The sequence below is a fragment of the Micromonospora sp. NPDC004540 genome, assembly GCF_040610095.1.
GTDB lineage: Bacteria > Actinomycetota > Actinomycetes > Mycobacteriales > Micromonosporaceae > Micromonospora.
Genome location: NZ_JBEXLR010000049.1, coordinates 1 through 26,056, shown reverse-complemented (window position 1 = coordinate 26,056; position 26,056 = coordinate 1). Strand labels below are relative to the sequence as shown.

Sequence of the window (26,056 nt, the reverse complement as noted above, 5' to 3'; positions counted from 1 at the left end):
TTAGTCACCGTGCTCCCAGGGTGACCCGGGGAACCGACTGTGACCAACCGTCAGGACGGCTCCCGCAACCGGGCGACCACGAGGTCCCAGACGGCGTCGGCCAGGTCCTCCTTGGGCTGCTCGGGCATCCGGTGCACCGACCCGTCCGCCCCGATCACCGTGGCGGCGTTGGTCTCGGCCCCGAAGACCTTGTCCACGCCCACCTCGTTGATCACGATGAGGTCGGCGCGCTTGCGGGCGAGCTTGGCCCGGCCGTTGGCCTCGGCGTCGCCGGTCTCCGCGGCGAAGACCACCAGCACCTGCTCCGGCCGCCGGCGCCGGCCCAGCTCGGCCGCGATGTCCGGGTTGGTGACCAGCTCGATGGTGGGCGCGCTGCCGTCGTCCGACTTCTTGATCTTACCGGGCGCGTAGGTCGCCGGGCGGAAATCGGCGGGCGCGGCGGCCATCACCACGGCGTCCGCGCCGGCGGCCGCCTCCAGGGTCGCCTTGCGCAGCTCCTCGGTGCTGCCCACCCGCACCACGTCCGCGCCGGCCGGGTCGGCGAGCGCGACGTTGGCCGAGACCAGGGTGACCCGGGCGCCCCGGGCCACGGCGGCGCGGGCGAAGGCGTAGCCCTGCTTGCCGGAGGAGCGGTTGCCGAGGAAGCGGACCGGGTCGAGCGGCTCCCTGGTGCCGCCGGCGGTGACCACCACGTGACGGCCGACCAGGTCGGCCGGGGCGGCGCCGCCGCGGGCGAGGGCCCGCCGGGCGACCGCGAAGATCTCGGCCGGGTCGGGCAGCCGGCCCTTGCCGGTGTCCTTGCCGGTGAGCCGGCCGACCGCGGGCTCGATCACCACGACGCCGCGGGACCGCAGGGTGGCCACGTTGGCGACGGTGGCCGGGTGCTCCCACATCTCGGTGTGCATGGCCGGCGCCAGCACCACCGGGCAGCGCGCGGTCAGCAGGGTGTTGGTGAGCAGGTCGTCGGCGAGGCCGTGGGCGGCCTTGGCGAGCAGGTCGGCGGTGGTGGGCACCACCACGACCAGGTCGGCGTGCTGCCCGAGGCGGACGTGCGGCACCTCGTGCACGTCGGACCAGACGTCGTCGGCGACCGGCTGGCCGGAGAGCGCGGCCCAGGTCGGCGCCCCGACGAAGCGGAGCGCCGACGCGGTCGGCACGACCCGGACCCGGTGGCCGGACTCGGTGAAGAGCCGGAGCAGCTCACACGCCTTGTAGGCGGCGATGCCGCCACCGACCCCGAGGACGATCTCGGCGGCCATCGGCGCGGGCGGGGCTTACGGCTGGTCGGTCGGCTCGGCGGTGAGCAGACCCGCGTTGATCTCGCGCATGGCGATGGAGAGCGGCTTCTCCTGGGGGGTGGTCTCCACCAGCGGGCCGACGTACTCCAGCAGGCCCTCGCCGAGCTGGCTGTAGTAGGCGTTGACCTGGCGCGCGCGCTTGGCGGCGAAGATGACCAGCGCATACTTCGAGGTGGTCTTCTCGAGGAGCTCGTCGATCGGCGGGTTGGTGATGCCCTCGGGGTTGGCGATGGATCCCACGAAATAACCTCTGCGTCTTTGTGCACCGCCCGGAGGCGGTGGCCTCTCAACCGCTCGGGCGCGGTCGGGCCGGAGCCAGGAAGGAAGAACCGAGCAAGCCTACCAGCTCCTCGGCCGCGCGCTCGGTCCGGTCGTGCAGCACGGCGTGTGCGAAGGCGGCCGCGACGGCCGGGTCCGGCCCGTAGCCGGGCGGGGTGAGCAGCACCAGCCGCGCGTCCGGCGCCACGGCCCGGACGGCGAGCGCGCCCGGCAGGTCGAGCGGGAGCAGCACCGGCCGCCCCTCGGCGAGCCGGGCCCGCACGCCCGCGCGCGGCACCCCGCGCCGGTACGGCCCGATCCGGCTCCATTCCAGCAGCTCGTCGTCCGCGACCATGCGGTCGAAGCCGGTCGGGTCGAGGAAGAGCCGGTCGACGCCGTCCACCTCGCCGGGGCAGGCCGGCCGGGTGGTCGCGGCGACCGGCACCCACACGGACGGAAAGCGCGCCCGGACCAGCTCGACGACACTCCCCCCGCCGGCCCCCGAAGGTCCGGCCAGGACAGTGAGCCGAGCCGCCGGGCGCGCCTCGTCATCCATGCTCACCGCTTGTTTCTACACGGTGGGCCGTTCAGTTGGCGGCGAACTCTCCAAGCAGCGCCTTGCGCTGCTGCTCGCCCAGGCCACGCAGCCGGCGGCTGTCGGCGATCTTGAGCTTCTCCATGATCTGGGTGGCTCGGATCTTGCCGATGCCCGGCATCGCCTGGAGCACGGCCGAAACCTTCAGCTTGCCCACGACGTCGTCGGACTCGGCCCGCTCGAGGACGGTGGCGAGGGTGGTCTTGCCCTGCTTGAGCTGCTCCTTCAGCTCAGCACGGGCCTTGCGGATCTCCGCGGCCTTCTCCAGCGCGGCAGCGCGCTGCTCGGGGGTCAGTGACGGGAGCGGCACCAGTTCTCCTCAGGTCCCTAGTACGACGGGCGGGGCGCACCGCCGCATCTGTGAAACGTGGTGTCGCTGGCAACCAAAGGGGTCCGTGGTTCCCAGCGCGGGGAAAACTAGCGGTCAACGGAGTTTTCGGCAACGTGGACGCGCGAAGATCAACGGAAAGTGACCGAGCCGTCAGTCAGTCATGCGGTGGCCAGGGCGGCCCGGCACTCGGCCAGCACCCGGTCGGTGGCGGCCCGCAGGGCGGCCTGGTCGGGCCCCGCGCCCAGCACCTCGCGGGAGTACGACGGCAGCACCGAGGGCAGGCTGGAGCCGAAGACGGTACGCAGGTCGGCGGCCGTCGCGCCCTGCGCGCCGAGCCCCGGGGCGAGCAGCGGACCGTTCACCGCGGCGAGGTCGTGACCCGTGTCACCGATCGTCGCGCCGACCACCAGGCCGAAGCTGCCGAGAGGCTCGGCACCCCGGTTGAGCTGGGAAATCTCGTCGATGACAGTCTGCGCCACGGTGCGCCCGTCGGCCCCCACGGCGCGCTGCACGGCGGCTCCCTCGGGGTTCGAGGTGAGCGCCAGGACGAAGACGCCGCCGCCGTGCGCGGCCGCCAGCTCGAACATCGGCGCGAGCGAGCCCACCCCCAGGTAGGGGCTCGCGGTGACGGCGTCGACATACAGCGAGCTGGATGGATCGAGGTACGCCGAGGCGTACGCGCTGACCGTCGAGCCGATGTCGCCGCGCTTGACGTCGAGGAGAACGAGCGAGCCCGAATTTCGCAACTGTCGGATAGTTGACTCAAGAATTCCGACACCACGCGCGCCGAAGCGCTCGAAGAACGCCGACTGGGGCTTGACGACGGCCACCTGGTCGCCGATGGCCTCCACCACGATCCGGCAGAACCGGTCGAGGCCCTCGACGTCGTCAGGCAGCCCCCAGCGGGTCAGCAGCCCGGGGTGCGGGTCGATCCCCACGCAGAGCGGTCCCCGCTCGGTCACGGCCCGGTGCAGGCGGGCGCCGAAGGTCTCCATCGCGTCTCTCCCTCTCCTGGCGCGGCGTCGGGCCGCGTCGTCTCCGGCGACGGCGTCCCGCCGCCGGTCGTTCCGTCCGCCGGCCGGCCCGGGCGGCCGTCCGGCGGGGGGCGGCCTCAGCCGGCCTTGACCGCCGCGGCCACACCGGCCGCGATCCGCGCCACGTCCGCGTCGTCGCAGACGTACGGCGGCATGGTGTACACGAGGTCCCGGAACGGGCGCAGCCAGACGCCCTGGGCCACCGCGGCGGCGGTCGCCCGGGGCAGGTCCACCTCGTGGTCGAGCTGCACCACGCCGATCGCGCCGAGCACCCGCACGTCGGTCACCCCGGGTGCGTCGCGCAGCGGCGCCAGGCCGGCCCGCAGCCCCTCGGCGATGCCCGCCACCCGGCCGGCCCAGTCCCCGGCCCGCAGCAGGCCCAGGGAGGCGTTGGCGACCGCGCAGGCGAGCGGGTTGCCCATGAAGGTCGGGCCGTGCGCCAGCACCCCGCCGGCGGAGATGGCCCGGGCCACCTCGGGGGTGCAGAGCGCCGCGGCCAGGGTGAGGTACCCGCCGGTGAGCGCCTTGCCGACGCAGAGCACGTCCGGGGTGACCCCGGCGTGCTCGGCGGCGAACATGGCGCCGGTGCGGCCGAAGCCGGTGGCGATCTCGTCGAAGATCAGCAGGATCCCGTGCGCCCGGGTCACCTCGCGCAGCACCCGCAGGTAGTGCGGGTGGTGGAAGCGCATCCCGCCGGCGCCCTGCACCACCGGCTCCACGATCACCGCGGCCAGCTCGCCGGCGTGCCGCTCCACCGCGTCCACCAGCGCCGCCTCGTACGCCGGGTCGGGCGGGGCGTCGAAGCCGGCCGGCGGCACCGGGGCGAACACCTGCCGGGGCAGCACGTCGCCCCAGAGGTGGTGCATGCCGCCCTCCGGGTCGCAGACGCTCATGGGGTGGAACGTGTCGCCGTGGTAGCCGCCCCGCCAGGTGCCCAGCCGGCGGCGTTCCGGCCGCCCCAGGGCCCGCTGGTACTGCAGGCACATCTTCACCGCCACCTCGACGCTGACCGAGCCGGAGTCGGCCAGGAAGACGTGCTCCAGCCCGTCCGGGGCCAGCTCCACGAGGGTCCGCGCCAGGCGCACCGCGGGCTCGTGGGTGAGCCCGCCGAACATCACGTGGCTCATCCGGCCGAGCTGGTCGGTGACCGCGGCGTCCAGCACCGGGTGCCGGTAGCCGTGGATCGCCGCCCACCAGGACGACATCCCGTCGACCAGTTCCCGGCCGTCGGCCAGCCGGAGCCGGACGCCCTCGGCGCTGTCCACCACGTACGGCGGGCTGGCCGGCGGCAGGGCCGCGTACGGGTGCCAGACGTGCCGGCGGTCGGCGGCGAGGATCTCCTCGGGCGTCACGATCTCTCCTTCGTGGTGTCCTTCCCGGTCCGGCGCGGGTCAGCGTCGGGCGGCCACCCGGGCCACCGACCGGACCAGGGCCGGGCCCCGGTAGATGAAACCGGTGTAGAGCTGCACCAGGCTCGCGCCGGCGTCGAACATCCGGGCCGCGTCGTCCGGGTCGAGGATGCCGCCGACACCGATCACCGGCAGCCGACCGCCGGTCTCCCGGTGCACGAAGGCGACCACCTCGCGGGCCCGCGCGCCCAGCGGGCGGCCCGAGAGGCCGCCGGTCTCCGCGCCCCGCGCCCGGTCGGCCGGGGCGAGCCCGTCGCGGGCCAGGGTGGTGTTGGTGGCGATCACCCCGGCCGCCCCACGGGCGAGGCAGACCTCCAGCAGCTCGGCGACGGCCGGCTCGGTCAGGTCGGGGGCGATCTTCACGAGCACCGGCTTCTCCCCCACCAGCGCCGCGAGCAGCGCGTCCAGGTGGGAACGGTCCTGAAGGGACCGCAGCCCGGGGGTGTTCGGTGAGGACACGTTGACCGCGAAGTAGTCCCCGTGCCCCTTCAGGGCGCGGTAGGAGGCCAGGTAGTCCTCGACGGCCTCGCCCAGCGGGGTCACCTTGGACTTGCCGAGCGAGATGCCCAGCGGCACGCCGAGCGGGCGCGGCAGCGCCGCCAGCCGGGCCGCCAGGGCCTCGGCGCCGGCGTTGTTGAAGCCCATCCGGTTGACCACGGCCTCGCTGTCGCGCAGCCGGAACAGCCGGGGCCGGGGGTTGCCCGGCTGGGCGTGCGCGGTCACGGTGCCGACCTCGACGAAGCCGAAGCCCAGCGCCGGCCAGGCCGGCAGCGCCACCCCGTTCTTGTCCATCCCGGCCGCCAGCCCGACCGGATTCGGAAAGTCCACCCCGAACACCGTCCGCGGCGCCCCACGGAAGTACCGCGCCCGCAACGCCCCGAGCACCGCCGCCCGCCGCGACACCGAGGCGAGCCGCTCCAGCGTCCACTCGTGCGCCGCCTCCGCGTCCCCACCGCCAATGCGGAACAACCGAGGCCGAACAACCCTCTCGAAGATCACCGCGCACCACCCCCCGCCGCGGTGATCATGAGGTTGACGGCGAAGTCGATCTCCTCGACTGCCGCCAACCTCATGATCGACGAGGTTGTCGCGGGGGTCACTCGCCGGCCCGGAGGGCGGCGTGGAGCTCCTGGAGGGGGCGGACGCGCATGTCGCCGCGAATGCGGGCCTCGATGCCCATTACCGCCGCTGCGGCGCCGGGCACCGTGGTGATGCAGGGGATGTCCGCCGTCACGGCGGCGCTGCGGATCTCGTAGCCGTCCGAGCGGGCGCTGGCGCCGGAGCCCTGCGGGGTGTTCACCACCAGGGCCACGTCGCCGCCGAGGATCAGCGAGACCGCGTCCTCGCCCTCGCCCGACTCGTAGTGCTTGCGGATCTGCTCGCAGGCGATGCCGTGCCGGCGCAGCACCTCGGCCGTGCCGGTGGTGGCCACGATCTCGAAGCCCAGGTCGGCGAGGCGCTTGATCGGGAAGATCATGCCGCGCTTGTCCCGGTTGGCCACCGAGACGAAGATCTTCCCGGCGGTCGGCAGCGACCCGTACGCGGCGGACTGCGACTTGGCGAAGGCGTGCCCGAAGTTGGTGTCGATGCCCATCACCTCGCCCGTGGACTTCATCTCCGGGCCGAGCAGCACGTCGATGCCCTTGCCGGACGGGGTGCGGAACCGCTTGAACGGCAGCACCGCCTCCTTGACCGCGATCGGGGCGTCGGCGGGCATCGTCCCGCCGTCCCCGGTGGGCGGCAGCATCCCCTCGACGCGCAGCTCGGCGATGGTGGCGCCGAGCGCGATCCGGGCCGCCGCCTTGGCCAGCGGCACGGCGGTGGCCTTGGACACGAACGGCACCGTCCGGGAGGCACGCGGGTTGGCCTCCAGCACGTACAGCATGTCGCCCTGGAGCGCGTACTGGACGTTGAGCAGGCCCTTCACCCCGACCCCGCGGGCGATCTCCTCGGTGTAGCGGCGCACCTGGGCCAGGTGCGAACCGGCCAGGGTGATCGGCGGCAGGGCGCAGGAGGAGTCGCCGGAGTGGATGCCGGCCTCCTCGATGTGCTCCATGACGCCGCCCAGGTAGACCGCGCCGTCGGCGTCGACCAGGGCGTCCACGTCGATCTCGATGGCGTCGTCGAGGAAGCGGTCCACCAGCACCGGGTGGTCCGGCGAGATGTCGGTGGCCCGGCCGATGTAGTCGCGCAGGGTGGCGTCGTCGTAGACGATCTCCATGCCCCGCCCGCCGAGCACGTACGACGGGCGGACCAGCACCGGGTAGCCGATCTCGTCGGCGATCCCCTTGGCCTCGTCGTACGAGGTGGCCATGCCGTGCGCCGGGGCGCGCAGCCCGGCCCGGGACAGCACCGCGCCGAACGCGCCGCGCTCCTCGGCCAGATGGATCGACTCCGGGGAGGTGCCGACGATCGGCACGCCGGCGTTCTTGAGCCGCTGGGCCAGACCGAGCGGGGTCTGCCCGCCGAGCTGCACGATCACCCCGACCACGCCGGGGCCGCCGGCCGCCCGGCCGGAGGAGTCCTCGGCGTGCCAGACCTCCAGCACGTCCTCGAAGGTGAGCGGCTCGAAGTAGAGCCGGTCGGCGGTGTCGTAGTCGGTGGAGACGGTCTCCGGGTTGCAGTTGACCATGACGGTCTCGTAGCCGACCTCCCGGAGCGCCATGACGGCGTGCACGCAGGAGTAGTCGAACTCGATGCCCTGCCCGATCCGGTTCGGCCCGGAGCCCAGGATGAGCACCTTGGGCCGGTCCGAGGGCCCGACCTCGGTCTCCTGGTCGTAGGTCGAGTAGTGGTACGGCGTGGTCGCCGCGAACTCGGCCGCGCAGGTGTCGACGGTCTTGTAGACCGGGCGGACCCCGAGCCGGTGGCGCAGGGTGCGGACGCCGTCCTCGGCGGCCAGCTCCGGGCGGAGCGCGGCGAGCTGCCGGTCGGAGAGGCCGGCCCGCTTGGCCCGGCGCAGCAGGCCGGTGTCGAGCACCGGGGCGTCGACGATCTCGGCGCGCAGCTCCACGAGCGCGGCGATCTGGTCCAGGAACCAGGGGTCCATCCCGCCGGACGCCTCGGCCACCTCGGCGATCGAGGCGCCCAGCCGCAGCGCCCGCTCGACCGTGTAGATCCGGCCGTCGTGCGGCATGCGCAGGGCGGCGAGGGTGTTCTCCTTCGTGGCGCCCGCCGGGTCGGGCCGGGTCCAGAATCCGCCGCGCTTGGTCTCCATGGAGCGCATGGCCTTGTTCAGCGCCTCGGTGAAGTTGCGCCCGAGGCTCATCGCCTCGCCGACCGACTTCATGGTGGTGGTCAGCTCCGGGTCCGCGCCGGGGAACTTCTCGAACGCGAACCGGGGGATCTTCACCACCACGTAGTCCAGGGTCGGCTCGAACGCCGCCGGGGTCTTCAGGGTGATGTCGTTGGGGATCTCGTCGAGGGTGTAGCCGATGGCCAGCTTCGCGGCGATCTTGGCGATCGGGAAGCCGGTGGCCTTCGACGCCAGCGCCGAGGAGCGGGACACCCGCGGGTTCATCTCGATCACGACGATCCGGCCGTCGGCCGGGTTCACCGCGAACTGGATGTTGCAGCCGCCCGTGTCGACGCCGACCTCGCGGAGCACCGCGATGCCCAGGTCACGCAGGCGCTGGTACTCCCGGTCGGTCAGCGTCATGGCCGGCGCCACGGTGACGCTGTCGCCGGTGTGCACGCCCATCGGGTCGACGTTCTCGATCGAGCAGACCACCACCACGTTGTCGTGGCGGTCGCGCATGAGTTCGAGCTCGTACTCCTTCCAGCCGAGCACGCTCTCCTCGATGAGCACCTCGTGCACCGGGCTGGCGGCCAGGCCGGCGCCGGCGATCCGCACCAGGTCCTCGTCGGTGTGCGCCATGCCGGAGCCGAGCCCGCCCATGGTGAACGACGGCCGGATCACCACCGGCAGGCCCAGCTCGCCGACGGTCTCGCGCACCTCGTCCATCGAGTGGCAGACCCGGGAGCGGGGCACCAGCGACGACGGGTCGTCCAGGCCGAGGCGTACGCCGGCCTTGGCCACGATGTCCTTGAACAGCTGCCGGTCCTCGCCCCGGTTGATGGCGTCGATGTTGGCGCCGATCAGCTCGACCCCGTACTTCTCCAGGACGCCGGCCTCGTGGAGGGCGACCGCGGTGTTCAGCGCGGTCTGCCCGCCCAGGGTCGGCAGCAGCGCGTCGGGGCGCTCCTTGGCGATGACCAGCTCGACGAACTCCGGGGTGATCGGCTCGACGTAGGTGGCGTCGGCGAACTCCGGGTCGGTCATGATCGTCGCCGGGTTGGAGTTGACCAGGCTGACCCGGATCCCCTCGCTGCGCAGCACCCGGCAGGCCTGCGTGCCGGAGTAGTCGAACTCGCAGGCCTGGCCGATCACGATCGGGCCGGACCCGATCACCAGCACGTGCTTGAGGTCGGTCCGCTTAGGCATCCTTGCGCCCTTCACTCTGCTTCTGGTCGAGGCCGCGGCCCTCGATCAGCTCGGCGAAACGGTCGAAGAGGTAGTCCGCGTCGTGCGGGCCGGCCGCCGCCTCCGGGTGGTACTGGACGGTGAAGGCGGGCACGTCCTTGGCCCGCAGCCCCTCGACCACGTTGTCATTGAGGCAGACATGGGACACCTGGACGCCGCCGAACTCGGTCTCGATCACCTGGTCGGGGACGACCGCGCCGTGCGCCGCGCCCGGGACCTCCACGGCGAAGCCGTGGTTGTGGCTGGTCACCTCGACCTTGCCGGTGGCCCGGTCGAGCACCGGCTGGTTGATGCCGCGGTGGCCGTAGCCGAGCTTGTAGGTGCCGAAGCCGAGCGCCCGGCCGAGGATCTGGCTGCCGAAGCAGATGCCGAACAGCGGGATCCGCCGGCCCAGCACCTCCCGCGCCAGCGCGACCGGCCCCTCGGCGGTGGCCGGGTCGCCGGGCCCGGGCGAGAAGAAGACCGCGTCCGCGCCGGTGGCCAGCAGGTCCTCGATCGAGGAGCCGGCGGGCAGCACGTGGGTGGTCACGCCGCGGGCGGCGAGCCGGCGCGGCACGTTGCGCTTGATGCCCAGGTCCAGCGCCGCGACGGTGAACCGGTGCTCGCCCTGCGCCTGCACCACGTACGGCTCTGCGGTCGTCACCTCCGCGGAGAGGTCCGCGCCGACCATCTGCGGCGCGCTGCGGACCCGGTCAAGGAGGGCGGCCGGGTCGTCGTCGACGCTGGAGATGCCGACCCGCATGGCGCCGCGCTCGCGCAGGTGCCGGGTGAGCGCCCGGGTGTCCACGCCGCTGATGCCGACCACGCCCTCGGCGGCCAGCCGGTCCTCCAGGCCGCCGGTGGCCCGCCAGTTGGAGCCGATCCGGGCCGGGTCGCGCACCACGTAGCCGGCCACCCAGATCCGGCCGGACTCGTCGTCCTCGCCGTTGACGCCGGTGTTGCCGATGTGCGGCGCGGTCTGCACCACCACCTGGCGGTGGTAGGAGGGGTCGGTGAGGGTCTCCTGGTAGCCGGTCATGCCGGTGTTGAAGACCGCCTCACCGAAGGTCTCCCCGACGCTGCCGTACGCCTCGCCGTGGAACGTGCGCCCGTCCTCCAGGACGAGGATCGCTGAACGCCTGCGACTCACTTGACTGCCTTTCCGTCCAGGACCGTCGGCTCGCCGCGCAGGAAGGTCGCCACGATGCGACCCGGCAGCGTCATGCGGGCGTACGGGGTGTTGCGACTGCGACTGGCCAGGTCCGCCGGCTCGACGACGCGGCGGGCGGACGGGTCGACGAGGGTCAGGTTGGCCGGCACGCCGGGGGCCGGGTCGAGGCCGTGGGAGTCCAGCCCGGCGATCCGGGCCGGGGCGCGGGACATCCGCTCGGCGATCAGGTCCCACTGCGGCCCGAGCACGTCCAGCGCGATGGAGAGCGCCGTCTCCAGGCCGAGCATGCCCGGCCGGGCGTACGCCCACTCGCACTCCTTGTCCTCCACGGCGTGCGGCGCATGGTCGGTGGCGACGATGTCGATCACGCCCTCGGCCAGGGCCGCGCGCAGCGCGGCGATGTCGGCGGCGGTGCGCAGCGGCGGGTTGACCTTGTAGACCGGGTCGTAGGTGGCCGCCTTCTCGTCGGTGAGCAGCAGGTGGTGCGGGGTCACCTCGGCGGTGACCTTCACGCCGCGCGCCTTGGCGTGCCGCAGCACCTCGACGCTGCCGGCCGTGGAGACGTGGCAGATGTGCAGCCGGCTGCCGACGTGCTCGGCCAGCAGCACGTCGCGGGCGATGATCGCCTCTTCGGCGACCGCCGGCCAGCCGGTCAGCCCGAGCCGGGTGGAGACCTCGCCCTCGTGCATCTGCGCGCCCTCGGTGAGCCGGGGCTCCTCGGCGTGCTGGGCGACCACCCCGTCGAACGCCTTGACGTACTCCAGGGCCCGGCGCATCAGCTTCGGGTCGGCGACGCAGTGCCCGTCGTCGGAGAAGATCCGCACCCGGGCCGCCGAGTCGGCCATCGCGCCCAGCTCGGCCAGGCGCTCGCCGGCCAGGCCGACGGTGACCGCGCCGATCGGCTGCACGTCGACCAGCCCGGCCTCCCGGCCGAGCCTCCAGACCTGCTCGACCACGCCGGCCGTGTCGGCCACCGGCGAGGTGTTCGCCATGGCGCAGACCGCCGTGTAGCCGCCGAGCGCCGCCGCCCGGGAGCCGGACTCGACGGTCTCGGCGTCCTCCCGGCCCGGCTCGCGCAGGTGGGTGTGCAGGTCGACCAGGCCGGGCAGGGCCACCAGGCCGGTGGCGTCGAGCACCGTGGCGTCCGGCGCGGTCAGCCCGGCGCCGGTCTCGGCCACGACGCCGTCGCGGATCAGCAGGTCGGTCGGCGCGCCGCCGACCACACTCACGTTCCTGATCAGGTACGCGGTCACCGGTTGTTCCCTCCGAGCAGCAGGTAGAGGACGGCCATCCGCACGGAGACCCCGTTGGCGACCTGTTCGACGATGGTGGAGCGGGGCGAGTCGGCCACCTCGGGCGTGATCTCCATCCCCCGGTTCATCGGGCCGGGGTGCATGACGATCGCGTGCCCGGGCAGCCGGCGCATCCGCGGCCCGTCCAGCCCGTAGCGGCGGGCGTACTCGCGGGCCGAGGGGAAGTAGGAGTCGTTCATCCGCTCCCGCTGCACCCGCAGCATCATCACCACGTCCACACCGGGAAGAACGGCGTCGAGGTCGTAGGAGACGTCGGTGCCGGGGGCGAGGGCCTGCGGGATGTCGACCGGGATGAGAGTGGGCGGGCCGACCAGGGTGACCTTCGCGCCGAGGGTCGAGAGCAGCAGCACGTTGGAGCGGGCCACCCGGGAGTGCAGCACGTCGCCGACGATCGCCACGTGCAGGCCGTCGAGGCGGCCCAGCCGGGAGCGCATCGTGTAGGCGTCGAGCAGCGCCTGGGTGGGGTGCTCGTGGGTGCCGTCGCCGGCGTTGACCACCGAGCCGTCCACCCAGTTGGCCAGCCGGTGCGGAGCGCCGGAGGCGGGGTGCCGGACGACCACCGCGTCGGCCCCCATGGCCTGGAGGGTGAGCGCGGTGTCCTTCAGGCTCTCCCCCTTGGCCACGCTGGAGCCCTTGGCGGAGAAGTTGATCACGTCGGCGCTGAGCCGCTTGGCGGCCGCCTCGAACGAGATCCGGGTCCGGGTGGAGTCCTCGTAGAAGAGGTTCACCACGGTGCGGCCGCGCAGCGCGGGCAGCTTCTTGACCTCGCGGCCGGCCACGGTGGCCATCTCAGCCGTGGTGTCCAGGATCTGGGTGGCGGTGGCTGCGTCCAGGTCGGCACCGGAGAGCAGGTGGCGGATCAACTGAGCCTCCCGTCGTTCGCGACTGCGGGGCTCCGCTTCGCTGCACTCCTCGCGCTCACAGCGAACCCCCGTGCAGCCGTACCTCGTCGGCGCCGTCGGTCTCGGCCAGGGTGACCTTGACGCTCTCGGCGAGCGCGGTCGGGATGTTCTTGCCGACGTAGTCGGCGCGGATCGGCAGCTGGCGGTGGCCCCGGTCGACCAGGACGGCGAGCTGCACCGAGGCGGGGCGGCCGACGTCGCTGAGCGCGTCCAGGGCGGCCCGCACGGTGCGGCCGGAGAAGAGCACGTCGTCGACGAGGATCACGCGCTTGCCGTCGATCCCGCCCGGGGGCAGCTCGGTGGGGCCGACCGCGCGGGTGGCGTGCCGGCGCAGGTCGTCGCGGTAGAGCGTGATGTCGAGCACGCCGACCGGGACGGTCACGTCCTCGAAGGTGCTGATCCGGGCGGCGAGGCGACGGGCGAGCGGGACACCGCGGGTGGGGATGCCGAGCAGCACGGTGTCGGCGGCGCCCTGGGTCTTCTCCAGGATCTGGTGGGCGATGCGGTCGACCACCCGCGACACGTCGGCGGCGGCGAGGATCACCTTCACCGAGGGTTGTCGCGGCGGCGACGGGTGGGCAGCCGGTGGGTAGGCCACGGCGGACCTCCTTCCCCGCCTCACGGGACGGGTCGTTAAAGGACGTCTGGTTGACCGGGCGGGCCGCGGAGGGCCCGGACCGGGGCTTCACGCCACGTTACCAGCGGTCACCGGCCCGACCACCGCCGGTCCTGACCCCTCAATCAGGCGGAGAAATGCGGACAAGCCGTACCAGCGCTCCGGACCGGGCCCTCTCGAACACTTGACCGCGTGTCGCAATCCCCGTACCGTCACGCTCCGTAGCGATAGCTGGGAGAACCCCGAGCAGCACTGGGAGTGTCCGAATGCCCTCTGAATACGCCAAGTCGCTGGGCGCCCGCCTGCGCTCCATCCGCCAGCAGCAGGGCCTGTCCCTGCAGGGGGTGGAGGAGAAGTCGAACGGGCGGTGGAAGGCCGTGGTGGTCGGCTCGTACGAGCGCGGCGACCGGGCCGTCACCGTGTCCCGCCTGGCGGAGCTGGCCGACTTCTACCGCGTTCCCGTCTCGGAGCTGCTGCCCGACGGCAGCGGGGTGCGCCACGAGCCCACCAGCAAGATCGTTCTGGACCTGGAGCGACTCTACGACGAGGCCTCCGAGGACCTCGCCTACGTCGCCCGGTACGCCCGCGCCATCCAGCAGCAGCGCGGCGACTACAACGGCCGGGTGCTCTCCATCCGCGCCGACGACCTGCGCGCCCTCGCGATCGTCTACGACGCCTCGCCGTCGGGCCTGATCGAGCGGCTCACCGAGCACGGTGTGCTGGTCGCCGACCCGCGGGCGTTCTTCGCGTCCTGACCCACGCGACACGAAGGGCCCGCGCCGTTCGGCGCGGGCCCTTCGTCGTGTGCGGGGTGGTTCAGCGGGTGGCGTACTCGGCGATCCGGCCGAGGATGCCGTTGAGGAAGCGCGGCGAGTCGTCGGTCGACATCTGCCGGGCCAGCTCGACGGCCTCGCTGATCGCCACCGCGTCGTCGATCTCGTCGACGTAGAGCAACTCGTAGACCGCGATCCGGGCCAGGTTGCGGTCGACCGCCGGCATCCGGTCCAGCGTCCAGCCCTCGGCGTAGCTGGCGATCACCTCGTCGATCCGGTCCAGGTGCGCCGCGACGCCCTCGACAAGGCCGACCGCGTAGCCCACGTGCTCCGGCCGGGGCTTCTCGATCCGCTCCAGGTAGCCGGCGAGCACCTCGGCCGGCGGTCGGTCCCGCAGGTCGGCCTCGAAGAGCACGTCCAGCGCCCGCTTGCGCGCCTTGCGGCGCGCCGGCATCTGCTGCTTGGGACCCTCGGCCATCAGGCTCGGCCGAGGTAACGGCCGTCGCGGGTGTCGACCTTGATCTTCTCGCCGGTGGTGATGAAGAGCGGCACCTGCACGGTCGCGCCGGTCTCGACGGTGGCCGGCTTGTTGCCGCCGGTCGACCGGTCGCCCTGCAGGCCCGGCTCGGTGTAGGTGATCTCGAGCACCACCGAGGTCGGCAGCTCGATGTAGAGCGGCACGCTCTCGTGGGTGGCGACGGTGGCCTCGGCCTCGGGGAGGAGGTAGTTGGCCGCCTCGCCGACGGTGCCGCCGGGGACGGTGATCTGGTCGAACGTCTCCAGGTCCATGAAGACGTAGTCCTCGCCGTCGGCGTAGAGGTACTGCATGGTGCGCTTGTCGACGGTGGCGGTCTCGACCTTGGTGCCCGCGTTGAAGGTCTTGTCGACCACCTTGCCGGACAGCACGTTCTTCAGCGTGGTACGCACGAACGCACCGCCCTTACCGGGCTTGACGTGCTGGAACTCGACGACAGCCCACAGCTCGCCGTCGAGGTTGAGTACCAGGCCGTTCTTGAGGTCGTTGGTGGAGGCCATTTCCTGCCTTGATCTTCAATTGGCGGACAGACTTACGAAGTCTACTAGCTGTGTCGAACCGGGGCCGCCGTGCTGAGCGCCGACCCCGGCGCACCGACCCCGTTCACCCGTCCCGGACGTGCCGAACATCACTCAATGCAGCCGACCCGATCACCCCGACCCCACCCCACCGCCGCCTTTGCTCTGCAGCCACCCACGCAGCGGTGACTCTCCGCGATCGGCGTCCGCCCCGGTGCCGGCGGGCGAATTCACATCTCCCCAGGTCAGTGGGGCGCTGCGTGGAGGGCTGCAGAGCAAAGCGGGAACACGACATCCGGCGGGGTCGGCAGCTGCATCACCCTGCGTGACGCGGGTGACAAAGGCACCGAGAGCCACCACCGCAGGCGGCGAGATCCGGGCCGGCTCGTCAGGCGTCGCCGGCGGCGAGGCGGCCGGCCAGGTGGTGCAGGGCCAGGCGGTAGCCGTCCACGCCCAGCCCGCAGATCACCCCGGTGGCCACCGCGGAGACCACCGAGTGGTGCCGGAACTCCTCCCGGGCGTGGATGTTGGAGATGTGCACCTCGACCAGCGGGCCACGGAGCATGGCACAGGCGTCCCGGACCGCGATCGAGTAGTGCGACCAGGCGGCCGGGTTGAGCACCACGGCGGCACCCTCGTCGGCCGCCGCGTGCAGCCAGCCCAGCAGCTCGTGCTCGGCGTCGGTCTGCCGGACCACCACGTCCAGCCCCAGCTCGCGGCCGGTCTCCTCGCAACTGGTCACCAGGTCGGCGTAGCTGGTCACCCCGTAGACGTCGACCTGACGGGTGCCGAGCCGGCCCAGGTTCGGCCCGTTGAGCACGTACACCCTCATGAGCTGATCTCCTCGTAGGCCCGCGCCAGCAGCTCGTCCGGCGGCGCCTCCAGGATCGCCGGGCGGGCCAGGCCGTCCAGCACCACGAAGCGCAGCCGGCTGCCCCGGGCCTTCTTGTCCACCCGCATGGCGGCCAGCAGCTCCGGCCAGGCGTCGGCCCGGTAGCCGGTGGGCAGGCCGAGCGCCGCCACCACGGCCCGGTGCCGCTCGGCGGTGGCCGCGTCCAGCCGCCCGGCGAGCCGGGCCAGGGTGGCCGCGTAGACCAGGCCCACCGCCACGGCGTGGCCGTGCCGCCAGCGGTAGCCCTCCACCTTCTCGATCGCGTGCGCCAGCGTGTGCCCGTAGTTGAGCACCTCGCGCACCCCGGACTCGCGCAGGTCGCCGGAGACCACGTCCGCCTTGACCCGCACCGCCCGCTCGATCAGCTCACGGGTCACCGGCCCGGTCGGGTCCAGCGCGGCGGCCGGGTCCCGCTCCACCAGGTCGAGGATCACCGGGTCGGCGATGAACCCGCACTTGACCACCTCGGCCATCCCGGCGGCCAGGTCGGCCCGGGGCAGGCTGTCCAGCGTCGCCAGGTCGCAGATCACCCCGGCCGGCGGGTGGAAGGCGCCCACCAGGTTCTTGCCGGCCGCGGTGTTGATCCCGGTCTTGCCACCCACGGCGGCATCGACCATGCCGAGCAGGGAGGTCGCCACCGGCACCCAGCGCACCCCGCGCAGCCAGCTGGCCGCGACGAACCCGGCCAGGTCGGTGACGGCGCCGCCGCCCACCCCGACCACCGCGTCGCTCCGGGTGAAGCCGGCCTCGCCGAGCCGGTCCCAGCAGGCCGCCGCCACGTCGACGTGCTTGCCCGCCTCGGCGTCCGGCACCTCGATGAGCAGCGGCGCCACGCCGGCCGCCCGCACCCGCTCGGCCAACTCCTCGGCCAGCCCCTTGAGCGGAGGCGCGTGCAGGAAGGCCACCCGTTCGGCGCCGGGCAGCAGCCGGAGCGGCGGGTCGAGCAGGTCGCGTCCCACCAGCACGTCGTACGGCCGCTCGCCGCCGACCGGGATCCGGGTCACCTCGTCCATCGCGGGCAGCCTAGTCGAGCGGGCGGCGCCGGGGCGGCGGGTGTCCACTCCGTGGCCGGAGCGGGCGCCCCGGCCGGCCGCGGTCAGGGCTTGAGCAGGGCGGCGACCTCGGTGGCGATCTCCTCCGGGGTGCGCCCGTCAGTCAGCACCGTCGCGGTGGCCACCTCGGCGTAGAGCGGGCGGCGCTGGTCCATCAGATGCTTGAGGGTGGCGCGCGGGTTCAGCGCCAGCAGCGGCCGGCCGGAGCCCAGGCCGACCCGCTTCACCGCGTCGGGCAGCTCCACCGACAGGTGCACCACGGTGTGCCCGATCAGCGCGGCGCGGTTCTCCTCGGCGAGGACCGCGCCGCCGCCGAGGGCGAGCACCCCCGCGTGCGAGGCCAGCGCCGCCGCCACGGCGGCCCGTTCGAGGGTACGGAAGTGCTCCTCCCCCTCGTCGACGAAGATCTCCGGGATCGGCTTGCCGGCGAGCTGCTCGATGTCGGTGTCGGTGTCCCGGAACTCGACGCCCAGCGCGTCGGCGAGCGCCTGCCCCACCGTGGTCTTGCCGGAGCCGGGCGCCCCCACCAGCACGCACACCGGCCGGGTGCTCACCTGATCACCAGCGCGTCGAGGTAGCCCGACAGGTTGCGACGCATCTCGGCGACCGAGTCGCCGCCGAACTTCTCCACCGCCGCCTCGGCCAGCACCAGCGCCACCATGGCCTCGGCCACCACGGCCGCCGCCGGCACCGCGCACACGTCGGAGCGCTGGTTGATCGCGGTGGCCGGCTCGCCGGTGAGCACGTCGACGGTGGACAGCGCCCGGTTCAGCGAGGAGATCGGCTTCATGGCCGCCTTCACCCGCAGCGGCTCACCGGTGGTGATGCCGCCCTCCAGCCCGCCGGCCCGGTCGGTCACCCGGCGCACGCCGGTGGCGGTGGGCAGGATCTCGTCGTGCGCCTCGGAGCCGCGGGAGCGCGCCTGCAGCCAGCCGTCACCGATCTCCACGCCCTTGATGGCCTGGATCGACATCAGCGCCGTGGCCAGCCGGGCGTCGAGCTTCCGGTCCCACTGCACGTGGCTGCCCAGGCCCGGCGGCACCGCGTACGCCAGCACCTCGACCACGCCGCCGAGCGTGTCGGCGGCCTTCTTGGCGGCGTCGACCTCGGCGACCATCCGGGCGCTGGCCTCCGGGTCGAGGCAGCGCAGCGGGTCGGCGTCGATCCGGGCGGCGTCCTCCGGGGTGGGGCGCAGGCCGGGCTTCACGGCGACCGGGCCCAGCTCCACCACGTGGGAGACGATCTCGACGCCGAGGGCCTGCCGCACCAGGGCCTTGGCGACCGTGCCCACGGCGACCCGGGCCGCGGTCTCCCGGGCGCTGGCGCGCTCCAGGATCGGCCGGGCGTCGGTGTGACCGTATTTCTGCATGCCGGCCAGGTCGGCGTGGCCGGGCCGGGGGCGGGTGAGCGGGGCGTTGCGGGCCTGCCCGGCCAGCTCGTCGGCGTCGACCGGGTCGGCGGCCATCACGGTGCGCCACTTCGGCCACTCCGAGTTGCCCACCCGGATCGCCACCGGGCTGCCGATCGTCACGCCGTGCCGGAGCCCGCCGATGATCTCGATCTCGTCCTGCTCGAAGGACATCCGGGCGCCCCGGCCGTAGCCGAGCCGACGCCGGGCCAGCTCGCCGGAGATCTCCGCGGTGGTCACCTCGATGCCGGCGGGCACCCCCTCCAGCAGCGCGACGAGGGCGGGTCCGTGCGATTCACCTGCAGTCAGCCAGCGCAACACAGCGGTCAGTCTGTCACGCCCGGTGTCCGCCGCGTCGCCCTGCCCGCCACGTCCCGCCCTGCGGACGCGCCCGTCCGGACGGCGGGCACGGCGCGACCCGGGGGCCTCCGGGTCAGGCCGCGGCGCGGGCCTCGGCCAGCGCGGCGGCCATCGCCTCCCGGGGCGCGGAGACGCCGGTGAACTGCTCGAACTGGCCGAGCGCCTGGGCCAGCAGCAGGTCCAGGCCGGAGACCACCCGGCAGCCGGCGGCGAGCGCCGCCGCGGCGAGCGGGGTGGGCCACGGGTCGTAGACCACGTCGAAGAAGACCGTCGCCGGCCGCCAGTCGAAGTTGTCGGCGAGCGGATCGGCCACGCCCTTCGGCACCGTGGAGACCACCAGGTCGGCCCGAGCGTGCGCCGGGTCGCCGTCCCACGGGGCGCCGGCCAGCGGGACGCCCACCGCCGCCGCCACCGGTCGCAGCTCGTCGACCGCCTCGGGCCGGCGGGCCACCACCGTCACCTCGGCCGCGCCGATCCGGGCCGCCGCCGCGACGGCAGCCCGGGCGGTGCCGCCCGCGCCGAGCACGGTGACCGTGGCCCCCGCCGCGCAGCCGGCGGCCGTGAGCACGTCGACCATCCCGGCCACGTCGGTGTTGTCGGCGTACCAGGTGCCGTCCGGCCGGCGTACCAGGGTGTTGGCGGCGCCGACCGCGGCGGCGACCGGCGAGACCTCGTCGGCCAGCGCGAGCGCCGCCTCCTTGCCCGGCATGGTGACCGACAGGCCGGCCCACTCCGGGCCCAGGCCCGCCACCAGCCCGGCCAACTCGTCGGCCGCGCAGTCGACCCGGGTGTACGACCACCCGGTCAGCCCGGCCGCCGCGTAGCCGGCCTCGTGGATCACCGGGGAGAGCGAGTGGGCGATCGGCCGGCCGACCACGGCGGCCTTCATCAGGTGCAGTTCTCCCCGGTGAGCACCTTGTTGTCGCACATCTGCTTCTGCAGCTTCCGGAAGTCGGCGTCGTTCGAGCCGTAGCCCATGGTGCCCTTCTGGTCGACCGTCATGAAGAAGATCCAGTCGCCGGCCGGCGGCTCCAGGGCGCCCTTGAGCGCCGCCTCGCCCGGGTTGCTGATCGGGGTGATCGGCAGGCCGGCCACGTTGTGCGTGTTGTACGGGTTCTTCAGGTCGTTGATCTCGCTCTGCAGCAGGTCGTCGGAGTCCTTCGGATCCTTGCCCTGGAGGCGGAAGTAGTAGTTGATGCCGCTGTCGATGCCGAGGCACTTGCAGCCGATCTTGCCGGCGTAGACCCGGTTGTAGATCACCCGGGAGACCTTCGGCAGGTCCACGGCGTTGACCGACTCGGCCTCGGCGATCGAGGCGGTGATCAGCGCCTCGTACGGGCTGATCTTCCGCTCCTTCTGCGCCCGGTCGACGAAGTCGAGCTGCTGCGTGACGCGGAGGAACTCGTCCACCATCATCGACAGGATCTGCTCGGCGGTGGCCTTCGGCGGGATCTCGTAGGTGGACGGGTAGAGGAAGCCCTCGATGCTCTTCGGGCCCTTCTTGCCGTCCTCGCGGTTGAACCAGTAGGCGGGCACGCCCAGCTTGACCGGGTCCTTCGCGGCGGCCTGGAAGTCCTTGACCGGGATCTTGGTTTCCTTGGACAGGATCTGGTAGATGTTCAGGCTGATCGTGCCCTCGGGGATCGTCACCCCGTTGACCACCCGGCTCTTCGGGTCGAGCATCAGCGTGATCACGTCCGCGGCCTTCATCTGCTTGCGGACCTTGTACCGGCCGACCTGGATGTTCTTGCTGCGCGAGTTCGCGTCGGCGGCCTCGATGAACGCCTTGGTGCTCTTCACCACGCCGGCGTCGTAGAGGGAGTTTCCGATGTCGGTGAGGGTGTCGCCGGCCTTCACCTCGACCAGCGCCTCGCCCGTGCCGGGGCCGTCGTAGTCGGGGGTGACGAAGTGGTTGCGGATGCGGTCGAAGCCGACGTAGGCGCCGCCGCCGATGCCGCCGAGCAGCACGAGCGCCATCAGCAGGGCGAAGATCGTCTTGCCCCGGCCGCCACCCGACCCGCCGTTGCGCTTGCGCACGGCGCCGCGCCGGTGCCGGCCCTTCTCCCCCCTCTCCGCCTCGTCGAAGCCCAGGTCAAGATCGTCGATCATTGCGTCCGCCTCCGCTGCGCGTCCAGCCAGCTCTGCAGAATCTCCACCGCGGCGGCCTGGTCGACCACCGCTCGTTGGCGCTTTCCCCGGACGCCCCGTTCGGCCAGCCTACGACTCGCCACCACGGTCGACATCCTCTCGTCCGTCAGCGTCACCGGAATCGGCCCCATTACATCGGCCAATCGGCCAGCGTACGCCGAGACGTTCGCCGCGGCCGGTCCGTGCTTTCCGGCGAGGTTGACCGGCAGACCGACCACGATCTCGACCGCCTCGTGCTCGGCGGCCAGCCGGACCAGCTCGGCGATGTCCGTGGGCACCGCGTCCGGCGCGGCCGTCAGGTCGCGGGCGAGGGTGACCAGCGGGGTGGCCAGGATGCCGTGCGGGTCGGACCGGGCCACCCCGACGCGGACCTGCCCGACGTCGACGCCGAGCCGGACACCGCGGGACAGTTCAGCCATCTACCGGACACCTTTCCCCCGGTACGGGCCAGGGCGGACCCGGCGGTCCGCCCTGGCTTCCATCGGTGCGCACATCAGACGTCGGCGATCGCCTTCTCCACGGTGGCGAGCAGGTTCGGCGCCTCCGCGGCGGGCAGGCCGCCGCCCTGGGCGAGGTCGTCGCTGCCGCCGCCCCGGCCGGAGAAGGCCGCCTTCACCAGGTCCTTCGCGGTCAGGCCCCGCCCCCGGGCAGCCTGGTTCACGGCCACCACCAGGGACGCCTTGCCGTTGGCCCGGGCGGCCACCGCCACCACGGCCGGGCGGGCCGGGTCGATCCGGCCCCGGATCTCCTGGGCCAGGGTCCGCACGTCGTTGCCGGCCGCGCCCTCGGGCGCCTCGGTGCCGACGTACGCCACACCGCGGACGTCCTTCGCCTGCGCCGCCAGGGCCGCGGCCCCGCCGAGCACGAGCTGGGCGCGGAGCTTCTCCAGCTCCTTCTCCGCGTCGCGGAGCTGGGTGACGGTCTGCTCCACGCGGTCGGCAACCTGGTCGCCCGGCACGCGGAACAGCTCGGCGAGCCGGGAGACCAGCAGGTGCTCGCGGGCCAGGAAGCCGAAGGCGTCCATGCCGACCAGCGCCTCGATCCGGCGTACGCCGGAGCCGACCGACGCCTCGGAGAGGATCTTGACGAGGCCGAGCTGGGCCGAGCGGGCCACGTGCGTGCCGCCGCACAGCTCGCGGGCGTAGTCGCCGACCTCGACGACCCGGACCCGCTCGCCGTACTTCTCGCCGAACAGCGCCATGGCGCCGATCCGGCGCGCCTCCTCCTGCGTGGTGATGAAGGCGTGCACCTCCAGGTCGGCCAGGAGCACCTCGTTGACCTGCTGCTCCACGTCGTGCAGCACGCTCGGCGCCACCCCGGTCGGGGTGTTGAAGTCGAACCGCAGCCGGCCCGGCGCGTTCAGCGAACCCGCCTGGGTGGCCGACTCGCCGAGGAAGTTGCGCATGGTCTGGTGCACCAGGTGGGTCGCGGTGTGCGAGCGGGAGATGGCCCGCCGGCGGGACACGTCGATCTCGGCGTAGCCGGTCTCGCCGGCGCGCACCTCGCCGCGGAGCACCTTGGCCCGGTGCACGATCAACCCCGGCACCGGCTGCTGCACGTCGAAGACCTCGAGCTGGCCGCCGCCGACCGTGATCAGGCCCTGGTCAGGCTGCTGGCCGCCGCCCTCGGCGTAGAACGGGGTGGTGTCCAGCACCAGCTCGACCGTGTCGCCCTCGACCGCCGCGGCCACCTCGGCGCCGCCGGCCAGCAGCGCCCGGACCCGGGACTCCCGGTTCAGCTCGGTGTAGCCGGTGAACTCCACCGCCCCGCCGCCGTCCAGCACCGACCGGTACGCCGACACGTCGGTGTGCCCGGTCTTGCGTGCCTGGGCGTCGGCCTTGGCGCGGCTGCGCTGGTCGGCCATCAGCCGCCGGAAGCCCTCGGCGTCGACCTGCAGGCCCTGCTCGGCCGCGATCTCGAGGGTCAGGTCGATCGGGAAGCCGTACGTGTCGTGCAGCTGGAACGCCTTGTCACCGGAGATCGACGCCTGCCCGGCCGACTTGGTCTCCGCGATGGCGGTGTCCAGGATCGTGGTGCCGGCCCGCAGGGTGGCGAGGAAGGCGTCCTCCTCGGCGTAGGCGTACTGGGAGATCCGGCCGAACTCCTCGGCCAGCTCCGGGTACGACGGGGCCATGCAGTCCCGGGCCACCGGCAGCAGCTCGGGCAGCGCCCGGTCCTGGTAGCCGAGGAGGCGGACCGCGCGGATGGCCCGGCGCATGATCCGGCGCAGCACGTAGCCACGGCCCTCGTTCGACGGGGTCACCCCGTCGCCGATCAGCATCAGCGCCGTGCGCACGTGGTCGGCGATCACCCGCAGCCGCACGTCGTCCGGGTGCGACTCGCTGGCCACGTGGCCGGAGTGCGCGCCGTAGCGCTTGCCGGTCAGCTCGGCGGCCCGGTCCAGGATCGGCCGGACCTCGTCGATCTCGTAGAGGTTGTCGACGCCCTGGAGGATGGAGGCCATCCGCTCCAGGCCCATGCCGGTGTCGATGTTCTTCGCCGGCAGCTCGCCGAGGATCGGGTAGTCCTCCTTGCCGGTGCCCGGCCCCCGCTCGAACTGCATGAAGACGAGGTTCCAGAACTCCATGTAGCGGTCCTCGTCGACCGCCGGACCGCCCTCGCGGCCGTATTCCGGGCCGCGGTCGTAGAACAGCTCCGAGCACGGGCCGCACGGGCCGGGAATGCCCATCGACCAGAAGTTGTCCGCCTTGCCCCGGCGCACGATCCGCTCCGCGGGCACGCCCACCGAACGCCAGATCTGGAACGCCTCGTCGTCGTCCAGGTAGACCGTCGGCCAGATCCGCTCCGGGTCCAGCCCGAAACCGCCCGCCTCGACCGGCTTGGTGACCAGGTCCCAGGCCAGCGGGATGGCGCCGTCCTTGAAGTAGTCGCCGAAGGAGAAGTTGCCGTTCATCTGGAAGAACGTGCCGTGCCGGCTGGTCTTGCCGACCTCGTCGATGTCCGGCGTCCGGATGCACTTCTGCACGCTGACCGCGCGCCGGTACGGCGGGGTCTGCTGGCCCAGGAAGTAGGGGACGAACTGCACCATGCCGGCGTTGACGAACAGCAGGTTCGGGTCGCTGATGGCGGGCAGCGGAGCGGACGGCACCACGGCGTGGCCGTTGGCCTCGAAGTGGGCGAGGTACCGCCGCTTGATCTCCGCCGTCTTCATCGCTGGTGCTCCTCCGGGAAAATCTCTCGGTCGCCGATGCGCGGGTCCTCCCGCAGCTCGGCGAACTGGTCGTCGTACGCCTCGCCGCGGGCGAAGGCCTCGTGGATCTCCTGCTCGCGCTCGGCCATCCCGGCCCGGACGTCGTCCATGAAGCTCCGGACCGACTCGACGAGACCGCCGGCGGACTCGGACAGCCCGCTGGCGATGCCCGCCGGCGTGTACGCCTGCGCCGTCCGGGTGGCCTTACGGACCACCAGCACTCCCACGCCCAGGCCGATGCCCAGCCAGAACAACCGCCTCATGCTCTCATCCTCCCGCTGTTCGCCCGCCGGGTCAGCGGTTGCCGCGCCTGGCGGCCCGGCGCTGCTGCTTGATGGTGTCGCGCACCTCGCGCTCGGTCTCCGCGTGCCGGCGGGCGGCGGCGGCCTTGCGCACGCCGTAGCCGAACGCGGCCACCTTGACCAGCGGGTTCGCGGCGGCGGCGGAGACCACGGCGGCCAGGTTCGCCACGTTGGCGGTGACGTTCTGCGCGTGGGTGGTCATGGTGTCCACCTTGGCGAGTTGGAGGTTGACCCCGTCGAGCGAGGTCTGCACCTGCTCCAGTGCGGTGTTGACGTTCTTGACCGTGGTGTTCACGTCACCGAGCAGCGGCGCGGTGCGGTCGTTCAGGTCGGCGATCATGCGGGTCGTCGCGTCGACGGTGTGCCGCAGCCGCAGGATCGGCACCGCCAGCACGAGCACCAGCATCAGGAACGCGCCGGCCGCGATCAGCGCAGCGATCTCTCCACCACTCACGCCATGTCCTCCTCAAGCAGTGTCCCGGGACCCGACGCCTCGGGACGCGCGACCGTACCTACCCGGTCCGTCCCCTGCCGACCCCTGACCGGTCGGCGGGCGCGGGACGGGCCCCGCCAGCCCCAGACCCTACCGTCCGTGATGGAAACCGGCTCACGACGGTGAGGGTGTCAACTCGCCGAGCGGGTCGTCGGTGAGGGTCGGGTACGGATCCTCACCGGTGAGTGACGGATCGGTGGTGGGCTGTGGTCCGGTCCGCTCGTCGTCGATCGCGTTGCGCACCTTCACCGACACCAACGAGCCGGCGCACTCACCCGCTGCGGGCTTGGGCGCCGGAGACGGCGCGGGCTCACCTTCCACCGCTGGCGGCACGCAGGTGGGCTCGCGCACCCAGAGGTCGAGGGTGAGTTCGTCCCGCCGCCAGCAGGTGTAGCTCCCCTTGACCTGCTGCTCCGGGCAGCGGTCCACCTTCCAGCGCCCCCAGCCGTCCTTGGACAGGGCCGCCTCGTAGGCCTGGGCGGTCTCCTTCCAGGCCTTCTGCGACTCGACGGTGCGTTCCCGCAGCCGGCAGTCCTGGAGGCACCACCGGCTACCGCTGACGTTGTCGACCTTCTTCGTCGCCGCCCAGGACGGCACGCTCAGCGCGTCAAGGGTGTCGAAGACCGGGTCGTGGCTCAGCGTGCGCAGGCCGAAGAAGAGCGGCACCGCGCCGAGCAGCACCACGCTGACCAGGGCGAGGATGCCCATCCGCAGCCGCCGCCGCTCGCGCATCTGGCGGCGCAGCTCCGAGCGGGCGCCCCGCAGGCCGCCCGCCGCGTCGTCGGCCTCCCCGGCTGCGGCCTCGGCCCGCCGCAGCGCCGGTCCGGCGTCGTCGCCCGGCCCCGGCCGCGCCACCGCAGACTCACCCGGCGGTACGACCGCGGCGGCCCGCGCCACCGCCGGCGCGCCGGGCGGGACGACCGCAGCCGCCCGCGCCACCGCCGGCGCATCGGGCACCGGCGGCACGGCGCCCGG

At 73.0% G+C, this 26,056-nt stretch carries 26 protein-coding genes; 1 reads left to right on the top strand and 25 read right to left on the bottom strand.

Annotation, left to right across the window (positions count from 1 at the left end; all coding sequences use genetic code 11):
- Positions 1 to 50: 50 nt before the first annotated feature.
- The 12 genes from coaBC to pyrR all read right to left on the bottom strand — a co-directional run bounded on the left by coaBC (position 51) and on the right by pyrR (position 13,371).
- Positions 51 to 1,259 carry a bifunctional phosphopantothenoylcysteine decarboxylase/phosphopantothenate--cysteine ligase CoaBC gene (coaBC, locus tag ABZV78_RS17910; RefSeq protein WP_355639821.1) on the bottom strand — a complete coding sequence of 403 codons (1,209 nt, stop codon included), beginning with the start codon at positions 1,257 to 1,259 and terminating at the stop codon, positions 51 to 53.
- Between the two features lie 15 nt (positions 1,260 to 1,274).
- Positions 1,275 to 1,538, bottom strand: a complete 264-nt coding sequence (rpoZ, locus tag ABZV78_RS17905; RefSeq protein ID WP_007075826.1) for a DNA-directed RNA polymerase subunit omega — start codon at positions 1,536 to 1,538, stop codon at positions 1,275 to 1,277.
- 46 nt (positions 1,539 to 1,584) lie between these two features.
- Positions 1,585 to 2,118 (bottom strand): guanylate kinase, encoded by a 534-nt coding sequence (locus ABZV78_RS17900; protein WP_355639819.1) that lies wholly within the window; start codon positions 2,116 to 2,118, stop codon positions 1,585 to 1,587.
- A 25-nt stretch (positions 2,119 to 2,143) separates the two neighbouring features.
- Positions 2,144 to 2,461, bottom strand: a complete 318-nt coding sequence (gene mihF, locus ABZV78_RS17895; protein ID WP_013285515.1) for an integration host factor, actinobacterial type — start codon at positions 2,459 to 2,461, stop codon at positions 2,144 to 2,146.
- A gap of 179 nt (positions 2,462 to 2,640) precedes the next feature.
- Positions 2,641 to 3,477, bottom strand: coding sequence for an orotidine-5'-phosphate decarboxylase (gene pyrF / locus ABZV78_RS17890; RefSeq protein ID WP_355639817.1), 837 nt, complete (start codon positions 3,475 to 3,477; stop codon positions 2,641 to 2,643).
- Positions 3,478 to 3,593: 116 nt separating this feature from the next.
- Positions 3,594 to 4,868: an adenosylmethionine--8-amino-7-oxononanoate transaminase gene (locus ABZV78_RS17885; RefSeq protein ID WP_355639815.1), complete on the bottom strand. Its 1,275-nt coding sequence runs from the start codon at positions 4,866 to 4,868 to the stop codon at positions 3,594 to 3,596.
- Between the two features lie 39 nt (positions 4,869 to 4,907).
- Positions 4,908 to 5,924, bottom strand: coding sequence for a quinone-dependent dihydroorotate dehydrogenase (locus ABZV78_RS17880; protein ID WP_355639813.1), 1,017 nt, complete (start codon positions 5,922 to 5,924; stop codon positions 4,908 to 4,910).
- A 97-nt stretch (positions 5,925 to 6,021) separates the two neighbouring features.
- Positions 6,022 to 9,369, bottom strand: coding sequence for a carbamoyl-phosphate synthase large subunit (gene carB, locus ABZV78_RS17875; RefSeq protein WP_355639812.1), 3,348 nt, complete (start codon positions 9,367 to 9,369; stop codon positions 6,022 to 6,024).
- The gene (carA, locus tag ABZV78_RS17870) at positions 9,362 to 10,537 is read right to left on the bottom strand and encodes a glutamine-hydrolyzing carbamoyl-phosphate synthase small subunit (protein ID WP_355639810.1); all 1,176 of its coding nucleotides are present in this window, start codon (positions 10,535 to 10,537) and stop codon (positions 9,362 to 9,364) included. The genes carB and carA overlap by 8 nt, the downstream gene beginning before the upstream one ends.
- Complete coding sequence (locus tag ABZV78_RS17865) at positions 10,534 to 11,811, bottom strand: dihydroorotase (RefSeq protein WP_355639808.1); 1,278 nt, start codon at positions 11,809 to 11,811, stop codon at positions 10,534 to 10,536. Before ABZV78_RS17865 ends, carA begins: the two co-directional genes overlap by 4 nt.
- Complete coding sequence (locus ABZV78_RS17860; RefSeq protein ID WP_355639806.1) at positions 11,808 to 12,734, bottom strand: aspartate carbamoyltransferase catalytic subunit; 927 nt, start codon at positions 12,732 to 12,734, stop codon at positions 11,808 to 11,810. Before ABZV78_RS17860 ends, ABZV78_RS17865 begins: the two co-directional genes overlap by 4 nt.
- 55 nt (positions 12,735 to 12,789) lie before the next feature.
- Complete coding sequence (gene pyrR / locus ABZV78_RS17855; RefSeq protein WP_355639804.1) at positions 12,790 to 13,371, bottom strand: bifunctional pyr operon transcriptional regulator/uracil phosphoribosyltransferase PyrR; 582 nt, start codon at positions 13,369 to 13,371, stop codon at positions 12,790 to 12,792.
- 284 nt (positions 13,372 to 13,655) lie between these two features.
- Between pyrR and ABZV78_RS17850 the strand changes: the two genes are divergently transcribed.
- Positions 13,656 to 14,144, top strand: a complete 489-nt coding sequence (locus ABZV78_RS17850) for a helix-turn-helix domain-containing protein (RefSeq protein WP_013285505.1) — start codon at positions 13,656 to 13,658, stop codon at positions 14,142 to 14,144.
- A 61-nt stretch (positions 14,145 to 14,205) separates the two neighbouring features.
- On the opposite strand, the gene nusB is transcribed toward ABZV78_RS17850, so the two are convergent.
- From nusB to ABZV78_RS17785, 13 genes are all read right to left on the bottom strand, one after another.
- A complete protein-coding gene (gene nusB / locus ABZV78_RS17845; RefSeq protein ID WP_192579747.1) occupies positions 14,206 to 14,616 on the bottom strand; it encodes a transcription antitermination factor NusB in 411 nt (136 codons plus the stop codon).
- Positions 14,617 to 14,639: 23 nt separating this feature from the next.
- On the bottom strand, positions 14,640 to 15,197 hold the full coding sequence (efp, locus tag ABZV78_RS17840; RefSeq protein WP_355639802.1) for an elongation factor P: 558 nt from the start codon (positions 15,195 to 15,197) through the stop codon (positions 14,640 to 14,642).
- 406 nt (positions 15,198 to 15,603) lie between these two features.
- Entirely contained in the window at positions 15,604 to 16,047 is a 444-nt protein-coding gene (gene aroQ, locus ABZV78_RS17835; protein ID WP_355639800.1) for a type II 3-dehydroquinate dehydratase, read from the bottom strand.
- Positions 16,044 to 17,120, bottom strand: a complete 1,077-nt coding sequence (gene aroB / locus ABZV78_RS17830) for a 3-dehydroquinate synthase (protein WP_355639798.1) — start codon at positions 17,118 to 17,120, stop codon at positions 16,044 to 16,046. The genes aroQ and aroB overlap by 4 nt, the downstream gene beginning before the upstream one ends.
- Before the next feature lie 83 nt (positions 17,121 to 17,203).
- Entirely contained in the window at positions 17,204 to 17,713 is a 510-nt protein-coding gene (locus ABZV78_RS17825; RefSeq protein WP_355639796.1) for a shikimate kinase, read from the bottom strand.
- The gene (gene aroC, locus ABZV78_RS17820; protein ID WP_355639794.1) at positions 17,710 to 18,888 is read right to left on the bottom strand and encodes a chorismate synthase; all 1,179 of its coding nucleotides are present in this window, start codon (positions 18,886 to 18,888) and stop codon (positions 17,710 to 17,712) included. The genes ABZV78_RS17825 and aroC overlap by 4 nt, the downstream gene beginning before the upstream one ends.
- 112 nt (positions 18,889 to 19,000) lie before the next feature.
- Positions 19,001 to 19,816 carry a shikimate dehydrogenase gene (locus tag ABZV78_RS17815; RefSeq protein ID WP_355639792.1) on the bottom strand — a complete coding sequence of 272 codons (816 nt, stop codon included), beginning with the start codon at positions 19,814 to 19,816 and terminating at the stop codon, positions 19,001 to 19,003.
- A complete protein-coding gene (gene mltG, locus ABZV78_RS17810; RefSeq protein ID WP_355639790.1) occupies positions 19,816 to 21,036 on the bottom strand; it encodes an endolytic transglycosylase MltG in 1,221 nt (406 codons plus the stop codon). Before mltG ends, ABZV78_RS17815 begins: the two co-directional genes overlap by 1 nt.
- On the bottom strand, positions 21,033 to 21,494 hold the full coding sequence (gene ruvX / locus ABZV78_RS17805; RefSeq protein ID WP_355639788.1) for a Holliday junction resolvase RuvX: 462 nt from the start codon (positions 21,492 to 21,494) through the stop codon (positions 21,033 to 21,035). The genes mltG and ruvX overlap by 4 nt, the downstream gene beginning before the upstream one ends.
- Positions 21,495 to 21,568: 74 nt before the next feature.
- Positions 21,569 to 24,247, bottom strand: coding sequence for an alanine--tRNA ligase (alaS, locus tag ABZV78_RS17800; protein WP_355639786.1), 2,679 nt, complete (start codon positions 24,245 to 24,247; stop codon positions 21,569 to 21,571).
- The gene (locus tag ABZV78_RS17795) at positions 24,244 to 24,549 is read right to left on the bottom strand and encodes a DUF6167 family protein (protein ID WP_355639784.1); all 306 of its coding nucleotides are present in this window, start codon (positions 24,547 to 24,549) and stop codon (positions 24,244 to 24,246) included. Before ABZV78_RS17795 ends, alaS begins: the two co-directional genes overlap by 4 nt.
- A gap of 31 nt (positions 24,550 to 24,580) precedes the next feature.
- Entirely contained in the window at positions 24,581 to 25,042 is a 462-nt protein-coding gene (locus tag ABZV78_RS17790) for a DUF948 domain-containing protein (RefSeq protein ID WP_091321699.1), read from the bottom strand.
- Between the two features lie 153 nt (positions 25,043 to 25,195).
- Positions 25,196 to 25,813, bottom strand: a complete 618-nt coding sequence (locus tag ABZV78_RS17785; RefSeq protein WP_355639846.1) for a hypothetical protein — start codon at positions 25,811 to 25,813, stop codon at positions 25,196 to 25,198.
- Positions 25,814 to 26,056: the final 243 nt, after the last annotated feature.

Excerpts from the sequence above, each read along its gene's own strand:
- coaBC (WP_355639821.1), bottom strand. The coding sequence starts at position 1,259 with ATGGCCGCCGAGATCGTCCTCGGGGTCGGTGGCGGCATCGCCGCCTAC.
- pyrF (WP_355639817.1), bottom strand. The coding sequence starts at position 3,477 with ATGGAGACCTTCGGCGCCCGCCTGCACCGGGCCGTGACCGAGCGGGGA.
- carB (WP_355639812.1), bottom strand. The coding sequence starts at position 9,369 with ATGCCTAAGCGGACCGACCTCAAGCACGTGCTGGTGATCGGGTCCGGC.
- ABZV78_RS17850 (WP_013285505.1), top strand. The coding sequence starts at position 13,656 with ATGCCCTCTGAATACGCCAAGTCGCTGGGCGCCCGCCTGCGCTCCATC.
- nusB (WP_192579747.1), bottom strand. The coding sequence starts at position 14,616 with ATGCCGGCGCGCCGCAAGGCGCGCAAGCGGGCGCTGGACGTGCTCTTC.
- efp (WP_355639802.1), bottom strand. The coding sequence starts at position 15,197 with ATGGCCTCCACCAACGACCTCAAGAACGGCCTGGTACTCAACCTCGAC.
- aroQ (WP_355639800.1), bottom strand. The coding sequence starts at position 16,047 with ATGAGGGTGTACGTGCTCAACGGGCCGAACCTGGGCCGGCTCGGCACC.
- aroB (WP_355639798.1), bottom strand. The coding sequence starts at position 17,120 with ATGGACGAGGTGACCCGGATCCCGGTCGGCGGCGAGCGGCCGTACGAC.
- ABZV78_RS17815 (WP_355639792.1), bottom strand. The coding sequence starts at position 19,816 with ATGAAGGCCGCCGTGGTCGGCCGGCCGATCGCCCACTCGCTCTCCCCG.
- mltG (WP_355639790.1), bottom strand. The coding sequence starts at position 21,036 with ATGATCGACGATCTTGACCTGGGCTTCGACGAGGCGGAGAGGGGGGAG.
- ruvX (WP_355639788.1), bottom strand. The coding sequence starts at position 21,494 with ATGGCTGAACTGTCCCGCGGTGTCCGGCTCGGCGTCGACGTCGGGCAG.
- alaS (WP_355639786.1), bottom strand. The coding sequence starts at position 24,247 with ATGAAGACGGCGGAGATCAAGCGGCGGTACCTCGCCCACTTCGAGGCC.
- ABZV78_RS17795 (WP_355639784.1), bottom strand. The coding sequence starts at position 24,549 with ATGAGGCGGTTGTTCTGGCTGGGCATCGGCCTGGGCGTGGGAGTGCTG.
- ABZV78_RS17785 (WP_355639846.1), bottom strand. The coding sequence starts at position 25,813 with ATGCGCGAGCGGCGGCGGCTGCGGATGGGCATCCTCGCCCTGGTCAGC.